This window comes from Cytophagia bacterium CHB2 (assembly GCA_030263535.1).
Classification (GTDB): domain Bacteria; phylum Zhuqueibacterota; class Zhuqueibacteria; order Zhuqueibacterales; family Zhuqueibacteraceae; genus Coneutiohabitans.
Genome location: SZPB01000176.1, coordinates 1 through 12,765 on the forward strand (window position 1 = coordinate 1; position 12,765 = coordinate 12,765).

13 protein-coding genes are annotated in these 12,765 nt (G+C 53.1%); 4 read left to right on the forward strand and 9 right to left on the reverse strand.

Translation table 11 applies throughout. The features are described from left to right. The 3 genes from FBQ85_16780 to FBQ85_16790 form a co-directional block, all read right to left on the reverse strand. Positions 1-348: glycerol kinase (locus FBQ85_16780; GenBank protein MDL1876801.1), on the reverse strand; the 348-nt coding region annotated here is incomplete at its 3' end. Between the two features lie 62 nt (positions 349-410). Continuing rightward, entirely contained in the window at positions 411-2,594 is a 2,184-nt protein-coding gene (locus FBQ85_16785; protein ID MDL1876802.1) for a thioredoxin domain-containing protein, read from the reverse strand. A gap of 247 nt (positions 2,595-2,841) precedes the next feature. Then, positions 2,842-3,522 carry an HAD family hydrolase gene (locus FBQ85_16790; protein ID MDL1876803.1) on the reverse strand — a complete coding sequence of 227 codons (681 nt, stop codon included), beginning with the start codon at positions 3,520-3,522 and terminating at the stop codon, positions 2,842-2,844. A 197-nt stretch (positions 3,523-3,719) separates the two neighbouring features. Between FBQ85_16790 and FBQ85_16795 the strand changes: the two genes are divergently transcribed. Continuing rightward, a complete protein-coding gene (locus tag FBQ85_16795) occupies positions 3,720-4,964 on the forward strand; it encodes a hypothetical protein (protein MDL1876804.1) in 1,245 nt (414 codons plus the stop codon). Positions 4,965-5,010: 46 nt separating this feature from the next. On the opposite strand, the gene FBQ85_16800 is transcribed toward FBQ85_16795, so the two are convergent. Beyond that, positions 5,011-5,256, reverse strand: coding sequence for a hypothetical protein (locus FBQ85_16800; protein ID MDL1876805.1), 246 nt, complete (start codon positions 5,254-5,256; stop codon positions 5,011-5,013). A 335-nt stretch (positions 5,257-5,591) separates the two neighbouring features. Between FBQ85_16800 and FBQ85_16805 the strand changes: the two genes are divergently transcribed. The 3 genes from FBQ85_16805 (at position 5,592) to FBQ85_16815 (ending at position 8,755) form a co-directional block, all read left to right on the forward strand. Further along, a complete protein-coding gene (locus FBQ85_16805; protein ID MDL1876806.1) occupies positions 5,592-6,974 on the forward strand; it encodes an insulinase family protein in 1,383 nt (460 codons plus the stop codon). A gap of 59 nt (positions 6,975-7,033) precedes the next feature. Next, positions 7,034-8,422, forward strand: a complete 1,389-nt coding sequence (locus FBQ85_16810; GenBank protein ID MDL1876807.1) for an insulinase family protein — start codon at positions 7,034-7,036, stop codon at positions 8,420-8,422. Positions 8,423-8,509: 87 nt separating this feature from the next. Next, positions 8,510-8,755, forward strand: coding sequence for a GlsB/YeaQ/YmgE family stress response membrane protein (locus FBQ85_16815; GenBank protein ID MDL1876808.1), 246 nt, complete (start codon positions 8,510-8,512; stop codon positions 8,753-8,755). A 272-nt stretch (positions 8,756-9,027) separates the two neighbouring features. Here the strand turns inward: FBQ85_16815 and FBQ85_16820 are convergent, their stop codons facing one another. The 5 genes from FBQ85_16820 to FBQ85_16840 form a co-directional block, all read right to left on the reverse strand. Continuing rightward, the gene (locus FBQ85_16820) at positions 9,028-10,245 is read right to left on the reverse strand and encodes a molybdopterin molybdotransferase MoeA (protein MDL1876809.1); all 1,218 of its coding nucleotides are present in this window, start codon (positions 10,243-10,245) and stop codon (positions 9,028-9,030) included. A gap of 100 nt (positions 10,246-10,345) precedes the next feature. Beyond that, on the reverse strand, positions 10,346-10,978 hold the full coding sequence (locus FBQ85_16825) for a HEPN domain-containing protein (protein MDL1876810.1): 633 nt from the start codon (positions 10,976-10,978) through the stop codon (positions 10,346-10,348). Further along, on the reverse strand, positions 10,719-11,093 hold the full coding sequence (locus FBQ85_16830; protein MDL1876811.1) for a nucleotidyltransferase domain-containing protein: 375 nt from the start codon (positions 11,091-11,093) through the stop codon (positions 10,719-10,721). The genes FBQ85_16825 and FBQ85_16830 overlap by 260 nt, the downstream gene beginning before the upstream one ends. A 55-nt stretch (positions 11,094-11,148) precedes the next feature. Then, positions 11,149-11,955, reverse strand: coding sequence for a tetratricopeptide repeat protein (locus tag FBQ85_16835; GenBank protein MDL1876812.1), 807 nt, complete (start codon positions 11,953-11,955; stop codon positions 11,149-11,151). Positions 11,956-12,045: 90 nt separating this feature from the next. Further along, on the reverse strand, positions 12,046-12,765 hold a 720-nt coding region (locus FBQ85_16840; protein ID MDL1876813.1), incomplete at its 5' end, for a S1 RNA-binding domain-containing protein.

Consider the following 12,765-nt stretch of genomic DNA (forward strand, 5'->3'; position numbering starts at 1 on the left):
GCTGTTGCGCAGTTCTTCACAGATGGGCGCGGTGCGGCGATCTTGCCAGACAATCGCGTTGTGTACCGGTTTGCCGGTTTTGCGCGCCCACAACACCACAGTCTCACGCTGATTGGTGATGCCGAGGGCGGCAATGTCGTTTGCGGTTACATTCGCCTGTTGCAGCGCCGCCCGTGCGGTTGCAAGCTGCGTCTGCCAAATTTCTTCGGGGTCATGCTCCACCCATCCCGGCTTGGGATAATGTTGTTTGAATTCCTGCTGCGCTCGCGCCAAAATGCTGCCGTTCTGATCAAAGACAATGCTGCGACTGCTGGTCGTGCCTTGATCCAACGCCAGGATGTATTTCATGCCAGACTCCGGTCAGAAAGTTTTTGCAATTATTTCGTCTTGCCAAGGTTTTATTTTGGGGACTAGCGTTTTGCTTGCAAACCACCATCATCATGCAACAATTTCACCAGTGCATTCACCTCATTCACCGGCAATTGGCAGGCATAATTCTCACACACGTACGCCGTGGCCTTGCCGTCGATCAATGTCATTGATTGTATGATCGGCAGCCTCGCGCCGAGATAGTTCTGGCCTTCGCCGCCATCGGCGAGCAACAAAATTTTGTTGGGAATAAAGCGTTCGTGCACGGCCTGCAACAAAATTTTCGTATCGTCCGCATGAGGTTTGCCCGCGATGATGATCTGTTTCGGCTTGTCGAGCATGAAATCCATCGCTGCCAGCGTTTGCGGGGCCGCATGCGGCATTCTTTCCAGACGCCGGGCAAATGCGTGCAGAGTTTTCTCCGCCAAAACCTGCCAGTCCGGGCGATCCAGCATTTGCGCGAGGCGCAGCAGATTCGACGCGGCAATGGCATTGCCGGAAGGCTCGGCGCCGTCATATTCTTCTTTCATGCGCAGGAGAATGGATTTGTCTTCGCCCGAGGAATCGAAGAAGCCGCCCTCTTTTTCATCGGTAAAAATGCGGTTCTGCGTCTCAGTCAATGCCGCCGCAACTTGCAGCCACGAAATATCAAAACTCGCTTCATAAAGGTCAAGCAGGCCGAGCTTGAAATACGCATAATCATCGAGGTGGCCGGGATACTTGGCTTCGCCGTCGCGGTAACGACGTTTGAGCGTGTTCGTAGCCGGATCGAAATTTTTTGCCAACACAAAACTCGCAGCGCGTAACGCGGCCTCGAGATACATGCGCTCGCCCAGCACTTGGTAGGCACGACTAAAGGCCGAAATCATCAAGCCGTTCCAGGCGGTGATGATTTTATCGTCGAGATGCGGGCGCGGCCGCTGTTCGCGATGTTCAAATAGCTGCGCGCGGCAACGCTCGATGACTTTGCTGATCTCCGCTTCGGATATGCCGAAACGTTTTGCCGCCTCTGCCGGCGTGTAAGCAGCATACAACACGTTACGATCATGAAATTCACCTTGCGGATCACTGATGGTATTGCCACTATCGCTCACCCCGTAGAGATAATTGAAAATCTCAGCATCTCTTTCGCCGAGCAAATCGACGATCTCCTGCTTGCGCCACATGTAAAAGGCCCCCTCTTCTTTTTCCTCCGGATGTTGCGGATCAGGCGCGCTGTCGGCGTCTTCCGCGGAATAAAAACCGCCGTCGGGATGCGTCATGTCGCGCAAAACATAATCGAGGATGTCCGTCGCGGCTTGCGCATAAAACGGTTCATGTGTGATTTGATAGGCTTCGAGATAAACCCACACGAGCTGCGCCTGATCATACAGCATCTTCTCGAAATGCGGCACGCGCCAATAGGCGTCAACAGAATAACGATGAAAGCCGCCGCCGAGATGGTCGTACATGCCGCCGGCCCACATGTGGCGCAGCGTGTTCAACACCATCTCCAAAGCCTGCGGGTTTTGATGCCGCGCATAATAACGCAGCAAGAAGTTGAACACGGACGGCCGCGGAAATTTCGGGGCGCCGCCAAAACCGCCGAGACGTTCGTCATAACTTTGTAAAAATTGCGCGAACGCGGTGCGCATTGAAAGTTCAAACTGAACCGGCTGCGACGAATCGCTTGAGGCCGCATGTTCCTGCAACGCGTTGATGATTTGCTCGCTCGATTCCAAAACCTTCTCGCGCTGTTCCTGCCAGGCGCGGCTCAGTTGCAGCAAAAGCTGCGGGAATCCCGGCCGGCCATAACGCGCATCCGGCGGGAAATAGGTGCCGGCATAATAGGGTTTCAAATCCGGCGTCAGCCAGGCGGAGAGCGGCCAGCCGCCGCTACCGGTCAAACCCTGCACCACCGTCATATAAACTTTATCGACATCCGGACGTTCTTCGCGATCGACTTTAATGCAAACGAAATGTTCGTTCATGATCGCGGCGACGCTGTCATTCTCGAACGATTCGCGCTCCATCACGTGGCACCAATGGCAGGTGGAATAACCGATCGACAAGAAAATCGGTTTGTTTTCACGGCGCGCCTTCTCAAACGCCTCTTCGCCCCAGGGATACCAATCCACAGGATTGAAGGCGTGTTGCAGAAGATAAGGGCTTTTTTCATGAATCAAGCGATTAGGCTTTCTGCCTTGCGCGAGTTTGTGCGCAAAGTCATCTGAGAAAGAATTCATTTTATCCTCGGCAATTTTTTTAGCAACGTCGAGAGAGGAGGGCGGCAAGACGACGCGGTGCAGCTTAAAATGGCTTCCCGCCAGGCCGGCGAGGGCGAGTATGGCAAAGGAGATGACGACGAAGTGGCCGCTGGTAAATTTCATGCTGGTTGCTGGTTTCTGGTTGCTCGCTGCTCGTTTCTTGTTGCTGGTTGCTGGTCAGCAACAAGGAACAAGCAACGAGCAACAAGCGGCTAACGGTTATTCCTCAAACAAAAATTTTCACAAACTCTTCGTTATGCGAGAAATCTTCAAACAGAAAATCCGGTTCGGCAGCGCGCAGTTGTTCAAGATTATATTCGCCGGTGGCAACGGCAATGGCCATGGCGCCGTGCGGGCGCGCACAAGCAACGTCGCGCGGCGTATCGCCGATCACGCACACATCATGATTGTTGGGAACGAAACCGTATTTCGCTTTAACTCTGTGCAACGCATGCGGCACGAGCTTGTTGCGGTCGCTCTCATCGTCGCTGAACGCGCCGAAATCAAAGTATTTCCACAAATCGAAATGCGCAAGCTTAATCTCCGCCGCTTTTTTCCAATTGCCGGTAAGCAAGCCGAGGCGCACATGCGGCAGGGCGTGCAAGCGGTCCAGCAATTCGGGAAAACCCGGCATCATGCGGCGGTGGGGCCGCGGTTTCTGCATGTCTTCCGCGAGATGAATAAAATATCTTTCTTGATATCGCTTCATTTCGTGCTCCTGCCACGGCAAACCGGCATTGGCAAAGGCATCCTGCAGAATCAAGTTGTCGGTGCGGCCGGAGACCGGAATGCCCGCAAAAGCATTGGGAACGCCATAAAGCTCTTCAAAGGCCAGGGTCATGCCGTGCATACCCGAGCCGCCGGAATGAATAAGAGTTCCGTCGATGTCGAATAAAAGAATTTTCATGATAATGTTTTCTCCCAAAATTGAAGGCAGAATTTAAGAGGCGGCTGCGCGCTTCGGGTTTTGGCTGCGGTGTTTTGTCGTTGAAAAATTTCCATGCTTGCGCTATTGTGCCGTCGCGAATGGCAAAACGAAGCCAATATATGACATTTCATGATGAATTGGAACGGCTTTTTGCCTGTTGCAACTGACGGCATAAAATGATACTATTCGGACTATCATTCGCAGAAAGGGAGTTCATGATTGAACCGAAAAATTTTTATCGCAAATTGGATTCGCTGCTGACCACGATTGGCAAGGAAAAAACCGGCAAGAATTTTCTGTTTACGATTTTGAAGGCGATCGAACAGAATTTTAGCGCGGATCTATACATTAGCAATGGCCGCATCTATGAAGAAACCGGAGATGAATTCGTCCTGGTGAAACGTCCGGGCATGTCGAAAACCGCGCGCGCCACGACCAGCATCGCAGCCGATTCGGAGGCGGTGCAACTGCTGCTGAAATATGGCAGCTATATTTACGATGATCCTGCCTTGAGCATCGATGCCGAGATCAGCAGGCAAGCGGAATATACCATCCCGGCGGCGTTCACCGTGGTGCGCAGCCCGAGCGAGCGCTGGATCGTGGTGTTCGAATTGAAAGCCGGATGGGTGCGCGAAGAGATCGAATTCTGCATGAACGCCGTGCGGGCCGCGCTGAATTATCGCCTTTTTTCCGACGCCGTCAAAAGCGGATTGGAGCAAGCCGCGCACATTCAAAACAGCTTATTGCCGCAGGCGCCGCCGCAAATCAAGGGTTATGAAATCGCCGGGCGCTCGCAGTCTGCTGAGCTGGTGGGCGGCGATTTGTTCGACTATTTTCCCTACAGCAATGAGATGTTCGGCGTGAGCCTGGGCGACGCCAGCGGCCACGGCTTGCCCGCGGCCTTGCTCGTGCGTGATGTGGTTACCGGTTTGCGCATGGGACTTGAAGAACAGATGAAAATGGTGCACACGCTCAAGAAGCTCAACCGGGTGATCCACCGCAGCACATATTCGACGCGTTTTGTTTCACTGTTTTATGGGGAAATCGAGAGCAATGGCCATGTGATTTACGCCAATGCCGGCCATCCTCCGCCGCTGCTGATTCGCGGCCAAGAGGTGACGGAACTCAAACCCACCGGCATCATTCTGGGCGCGCTGCCCGAGCTTTCCATTCATCGGTCGCTCGCGAATTTTGAGCCGGGCGCGGTGCTGGTGATGTTCAGCGACGGCATTTTTGAACGCAACAACTCCGAAGGCGAGGCCTTTGGCTTGGAGCGCCTGCAAAGCTTAATCATCGAGCATCAAGAAAAAAGCGCTGCGGAGCTGCTGGAGATAATCTTCAAGACTGTTTTCGAATTTGGCGACGACGCCAAGTGGGAAGATGACGCCACGCTGGTGGTGATCAAGAGATTGGCAAATTAGGTTGCGAAAAAAAATCAAGGCTATGAATCGATAGTTGTATTCCCAATCAGTTGTATTCGATCTTCGAACTGCACGAGGGGTGAAGCATGGCATTCAGACGACGCAGTCTCGTTCTTACCGGCGCTGCAATTTCCGTCGTCGCGCTCGGCATTCTCACCAATCTGGCAACGAATTTCATGCCAGAAGACGCGCTGCCGCCGCCCTGGCTGATTTGGGCTGCGTTGATCATCGTCTCACTGATTTTCAGCAGCTTTTCATTCTCGCGAGATCGCATATCGAGCTTAAGGCGCATGTTTTTCTCTCGTCGCTTAATTCTGTGCATCTTTTTCCACTTTCCGAAAACATTTGCAGTATATAATCGCTGTCTATCAATTTCTTGAATTTCAAGGCATTCTCAACAAATCGACCTGTTCGCGAAGCAAGAATCAAATTTCATTTCACAGTCCCTGCTTCCGCGTCGTCATTGGCCCGAAGCTCGAATAAAGGCAGCACAAGCTTTTACGGCTTGTGCGTTATGCCAATATCGTTTGCAACGCCCTCGCGCTCTCCATCGTCTCTACTTCTGGTACTTTTGGCTTGCAGCATCAATTAATCCCCTATCCCGCTGTTATCATCTGAGGAGAAACCATGTCGTCACGAATCATGCTCAAAACCGCCGCATTGTTTGCGCTGGTTTTCCTGCTCGCATGCAGCCCGGGCGGACAAAACCGGCAGGCGGAGGGCTTCAAAGTGCCGGTCGAATATCACAAACTCGACAACGGCCTGAAAGTCGTCTTGTCGCCGGATTACACCGCGCCGACGGTGGTGGTCGCGGTTTATTACAACATCGGCTTTCGCATCGAGCCGAAAGAGCGCACCGGCTTCGCGCATTTGTTCGAGCACATGATGTTTCAAGGCTCGCAAAACCTCGGCAAGATGGAATTCATCCAACTCGTGCAAAAAAACGGCGGCGTGTTGAACGGCTCGACGCGCTTTGATTTCACCAACTATTTCGAAATTCTGCCGGCGCACAAGCTCGAAACCGCGCTGTGGGCCGAGGCCGATCGCATGCGCGGCCTGGCGATCACCCAGGAAAATCTCACCAACCAGCAAGGCGTGGTGAAGAATGAAGTCAAAGTAAACGTGATCAACCAGCCCTACGGCGGCTTTCCCTGGCTCGACATGCCGCAATATGCCAACACCAATTGGTACAATGCGCATAATTTCTACGGCGATTTGCAGCATCTCGACGCCGCGACGCTCGAAGATGTCGAAGCGTTCTTCAAAACATTTTATGCGCCCAACAACGCCGCGCTCGTCGTGGTCGGCGATTTCGACTCCCAGGAAGCGCTGGCGATGATCAAGAAATATTTCAATGACATTCCCGCCGCAGAGCAACCCGCCAAGCCCGATCTCTCCGAACCGCGGCAAGAACAGGAGAAACAATTCAACAAGCCCGACTCGCTTGCCAATCGTCCGGCGCTGGCTTTTGCGTATCACATGCCCGAGCGCAACACGCCGGAGTATTACGCCATGGGCTTGCTCGATCAAATTTTAGTGCAGGGCGATGACAGCATGCTCAGTCAGGCGCTGGTAAAAAAGCGCGGCATGACCGGCGAAATCGGCGGCGGCATCAATTATTTGCTCGGCAACATGTACAACTACAACGGCCCGATGTTGTGGATGGCCTCTTTGTTTCACGATCAAAACGTGGCCCCGGATTCGATCATTGCCGCAGTCGATGAAGTCGTGGAGAAAGTCCGCACCAGCGCGGTTGACCAGGCCACGCTGGACCGGGCGCTGGTCAAGTTGCGTTCGAGCCTGTATGATGATCTCGGCGGTTTCTTCGGTTTTGGCCGCGCGGATTTGCTCGCGTGTTTTGCATTGTTCGACGACAATCCTGAACGTATCAATCAGATCGAAGCGGAATTCCGCAAAGTCACGCCGGAGTTGATCCTGAAAACTGCGCAGGAATATTTGCGGCCCACGGCGCGCACCGTGCTCACCATCGAGCCGAAGGCCTCATCCTAAATCGAGCATACCGTTGGCAAATTCCGACATTGAAAAATCACTTCCGCCAAGGAGATAAAATGAAAATTCACATAAAATTTTTTACGCTGGTGTTGTGCGCATGCGCGCTCGTGACGCCGGCATTTTCGCAAAAGCAAACGCCGCCAGAAGGCGGCGCGCCGAAAGATTTTAAATTGCCAGCGAAGCAAACCTTCACGCTCGACAACGGCCTGAAAGCGACGTTGGCGCCTTACGGCTCATTGCCCAAAGTCACGGTACAGTTGGTGATTCGCGTGGGCAATTTAAACGAATCCGAAAACGAAGTTTGGCTGGCAGACTTGACCGGCGATTTGCTGAAAGAGGGAACGACGTCGCGCACGGCCGAACAAATTGCGCAGGAGGCCGCGAGTATGGGCGGCCAAGTCAATATCGGCGTCGGGCCGGATCAAACCACCATCGGCGGCGATGTGTTGTCCGAGTTCGGCCCGGATTTGACCAAACTGATCGCCGATATCGTGCGCCATCCCCTGTTTCCGGAATCGGAATTATCACGCTTGCAGAAAGATCGCTTGCGCCAATTGAGCATCGAGAAATCCGATCCCAACTCGATTACGTTCGAAAAATTTCGCAGCTTGATGTATCCCAACCATCCGTATGGCCGGCTTTATCCCACCGAAGCCATGCTGCAAAGCTATACGATAGATCACGTGCGTTCGTTTTATGCCAACAATTTTGGCGCCGCCCGCGCGCATTTTTTTGTCGCCGGCCGCTTCGACGCCGAGGCCATGGAAACTGCGATTCGCGCGGCTTTCGGCGACTGGGCGAGCGGCGCCGATCCGTTGATGAACATTCCCGTGCCGGTGAGCAAGCGCGCCGTTCATCTGACCGATCGCCCGGGCGCGGCGCAATCCACCATTTATCTTGGCTTGCCGGTAATCGACCCGACGCAGAAAGATTACATGGCGCTGCTCGTCACCAACTCGCTGCTCGGCGGCTCGTTCGGCTCGCGCATTACGTCAAATATTCGCGAGGATAAGGGCTACACCTATTCTCCGTTCAGCTCTATATCAACACGCTACCGCGATGCCTACTGGACAGAAGTCGCCGATGTCACCACGGAGGTGACGGGCGCTTCGCTCAAAGAAATTTTTTATGAAATCGACCGCTTGCAGGCCGAGGCGCCTTCCGAAGAGGAGTTGCGCGGCATTCAAAACTATCTCGCCGGCGTGTTCGTGCTGCAAAACTCCACGCCCTCGGGCATCATTGGCCAGCTTGCCTTGTTGAACCTGCACGGTTTGCCGGAGAGCTATTTGACGGAATACGTCAAAAATATTTACGCCGTCACGCCCGCAGAGGTGCAGCGCATCGCGCAAACCTATTTGCGCGACGAAGAGATGACGATCGTCATCACCGGCGATGTCAAGAAGATCTCGGCGCAAGTCGCGGCGTATGGCGCAATCGTCAACTAAGAAAATCCGTACTTGACTTTTCCGCTTCAGCTTTGCACTTTGAAAACGTAAATCAACCGTTTTCTCACCAACACAGGGAGGAGTAAGATGAGCAGTTTACTATGGTTTTTGTTGATCGGCTTGGCTGCCGGTTGGTTGGCGGGAACGATTATGAAAGGAAGCGGCTTCGGTTTGATTGGCAACCTGGTCGTGGGCGTCATCGGCGCGTTGCTGGGCGGATTTATTTTTGATGTGTTGAGTATCCAATCTTATGGACTCATCGGCTCACTCGTGATGTCGGTGGTGGGCGCGGTGGCGTTGCTGGCCTTGATTCGAGTAATCAAAAAGGCCTAAGAGAAAATTTAGCATTCGTGTAAAAAGCCACGGTTATGCCGTGGCTTTTTTATTTGCGCCATACCATCCGGGCGGTAATTCAGTTCAACAAGTTACTCTTGAACGTTTTTTAGCCACGGATGAACACGGATTTTCACGGATTTCTTATAACCTGGTTTTCATCCGTGCTCATCCGTGTCCATCCGTGGCTTAAAGATTCGGCTATGACCGCAGGCCGCGTCGTGTACCTCAGTGGCTAAAAGCCTACTTCTAAAAAGTGTCCGACAGCAAAATCAATAATAAAAAACCTCCGTGCGCAACATCACTTTCACTTCTTCGCCGGCGTTGAATTCCACTTGTTCAATCGGGCAAATGAGATAACAGTTACTCTGCGCATACGTTACCACATCGCCGCTGCCTTTGGCTTTGAGCGGCTGCACATGAAATAGCTTGCCGTCATACCACGTTTTCGCAGGCGCATAAAATTCGCGCTGCGAGCGGTTTTTGAAAGGTTCAGCCAGTTGCGCGGACACAATTTGATTTTGATAAACGGAAAAGCCCATCATTTTTCGTATGGCGGGACGCACCAGCAGCTCGAACATCGTCGCGGTTGAAACCGGATTCCCGGGCAAACCGAAAATCAGTTTCTCGCCGGATTTCGCAAATACCACGGGCTTGCCGGGCTTGACAGCAACTTTGTCGAAATAAACTTTGAAATTCAACTCTGCGAATACATCTTCCACCAAATCCAAATCCCCCATGGACACGCCGCCGGTGAGCAACAAGACATCATATTGCAAACCTTGTCTGATCAAATCATAAATGTGTTTTTTTTCATCACGCGCCACGCCAAGTACATGCGGCGTCACGCCTAGTTTGGCGACTTGCGCCGCCAATGCGAAGCTATTTGAGTTTCGAATTTGCCCGGCTCTTGGCTTTTGATCGATGGCAATCAACTCATCCCCCGTTGCAATGATGCCCAGCGTAGGCGTTCGGTAAACCGACACCTCGCTCTTGCCGACGGAAGCAAGCAAGCCAATCATCGCCGGGGAAATAAAGCTGCCGCTTTGCGCCACAACTTGCCCGGCCCGGGCTTCGCTGCCCAATGGCGCAATATTCTGCCCGGCGGAAACCGCCGCGAGAATTTCAACTGTCATTTCGTCATTCGCCAGCCGCGTTTTTTCCACTATCTGCACCGCATCTGCGCCTTCGGGTACCGGCGCGCCTGTCATGATTTTGGCCGCCTGGCCTTTTTCGATTTTGATGTGCGGGACAACGCCGGCAGGAATGAAGCCCACGACTTGCAACTGTACCGGCACCTGTGCGACATCAGCAGCGCGCACGGCATAACCGTCCATGCTGCTGCGCGCAAACGGCGGTTGGTCGAGGTCGGAAACTACCTCTTCGGTCAACACCCGGCCGGAGGCTTGCAATAGAGTAATTGTTTCGGCTGGTAACCGTGGCGTGTGCTGCAGAACGAGATCAAAAGCTTGCTGGAGGGTGATCATCATAAATCAGGATCGGGTATGTGATACTCCGGTAGCAGGATAACAAGATTTACAGCGCCAATTGCCGAACGCCGCTCGATGATTTTTGATTTGTTGGGAGCTTTCACGTTGACGACATTTTGACGAGAACGAATTCTGCAATTTTCTCGGCAGCGGCGACGGCTTCTCTCGCGTCATTTTCATTTATGCTTTCGAACGGTACATCACCGGGATAACGGCCTTCGGTAATGTAACGATTAAGAATTCCGGTTTCAGGGAAGATCTCGCTAAAGCTGTCATCGTATTCCACCGCATACTCCAGCAGCTCTCGCAAATCATGAATTTTTTCAAGCTCCCACCCTCGCGAGATCAGATAAGCTTTCAAGTACTTCTCCGCGCTTCCCTGGCAGAGAAAACAAATGGTATTATACGGAGAAAAGTCCGTCTTCAATCCGCCCTTGGCATATAGGAGGTTTTCCTTTGCGAAAGCCAACCAATCATTGAGCAGCTTCTGCAATTCTGGCGTTTTTGTCATAAAGCACCTTGCCATCCTTAAAAATGTGGTAAAGATAGAAAGGGTTTTGGGCACGGAGATTCCACGCAACTTCCGAAGGTTTGCGTACCCGAATATCCAAAGGGAATCGCCGCCGGCCAAGGAGATCATCAACTCTACGTTCGAGCCTGCGGTTCGCTTCTTCGCTTTCTTTGATAACAAAAAGGTCGAGATCACTGTGCTTATGAAAATCGCCGCGCGCATATGAGCCGTAGAGAATAATCTTCTCCGGTTGAATTTCGCGAACGATTTTCTCAACAATGTAGTCGATCAGCTCCGGCGTGATCTTTTCCGTACGCAATTTTTCGTCGCTCACCATATTCGCATCTCCACTCGTCTCGCGTCAAACGCAATCATAACCGTAAAACTGTCAATCAATCCTCCCGCTGCACGACACTGCCCTTCACCTTGTGCTTACGGTTCAGTTTGTCCGCAAAGGCGCGGGCATCATCGCGCGAGGAAAATTTGCCCACCCAAACTGCATAATATTTCTTGTTGCCGTCCCGCTTCTCGTTGATCTCGGTTTTGTAGCCGGCTTTATTGAAAATTTTTTGCTGTGAGACGGCATTGCTTTTTTGCGTAAACGCGCCGGTCTGCACCGTGTAGGATATCTTGGGGCTTTTGGTTTTGCGTTCCGTCTTCGCTGGAGGCGCTTTCGGCAGGGACTCAAGATCCTCGCGCGCAAATGCCGTCATCGGCGCTTCCGGGTATTTCTCCACGAATGCCGTCAATTCCTCGCGCGCTTGGGCATTCTCGCCCAAAATGGCCAGCGCTTTGGCTGCGTGATATTCAGCGGTTGCGGTCAGTGGCGACCCGGGATGCGCTTGCGCCAGGGCCAAATAGGCGTCACGCGCGCGATGATAACTGCCGCGGGCAAAATAGTATTGCCCAACACGATACTGTGCGCGCACCGCGTACTCGGAAGAGCTGAATTTTTTGATCAGCTCTTGAAATTTTGGCAATGCGGTTTCAGCGTTTTCTTCGAGGAAAGCGCTATAGTAGGCGACGAGGGCGGAGTTGGGCGACTGGCGCCGGGCTTCCTGCACACGCGCGCGCGCCGTGGTTAAATCATTGGCGGCGAGCAGAGACAGAATTTCAGACTCGGAGATTTGAGCAGGCACAACGGCGGGCAACAACATCACGAACAGGCAGGCGCACAGGAACCACGGAAATTTCTGCATTCAAACACCTCCGCATTGAAATCCGATGGTAAAAAAACAAACAGCGGGTTGATGCTGCCACCAACCCGCTGCGTTTATGGCAACGCTGCTTCAGCTTGCGGGCGTATTCGCCTCATCAGAAGCGGGTGCAGGCGGGGCTGCCACGGACTGAGACGCCACAGCTTCATTCGCAGCAAAAGCGGCTTCAAAGGCAGCTTGCTCTTCCGGCGAGAGGCTTTCCGCAGGCGCGCCAGCTTCCGGCGAGTCTCCGCCTTCTGCTTTCTTGCCTTTCTTGCCTTTGCGCTTGCCGCCCTCGGCGTCCGTGCCTTCTTTGGTCAAGCGTTCCGACAAGATAATCTTTTTGCTGTCTTTGTTGAATTCGATCACGACCAGCTCGAGCGTGTCGCCGACGGCGTAGCCGTCCGCGGGCTTGGTCAAATTCGGCTTGGCCAGATGCGACATCGGCACAAAGCCATCGACTTCCGCCGGCAATTCCACAATCACGCCTTTGTCGATCATGCGCACGATTTTTCCCGCGGTTTTGGTGTGCACGCCGTAATCCTTCTCGAACACATCCCACGGGTTTTCTTTCGTCTGCTTATAGCCCAACGAAATGCGGCGATTGCCTTTGTCGACGTTCAACACCACAACATCGACTTCATCGCCTTTTTTCACCACTTCGCCGGGATGGCGGATTTTCTTGGTCCACGAGAGATCTGAAATGTGCACCAAGCCGTCGATGCCCTCTTCCAACTCGACGAACGCGCCGAAATTGGTGAGATTGCGCACCACGCCTTTTTGCCGCGAGCCGATAGGATACTTCTGTTCGAT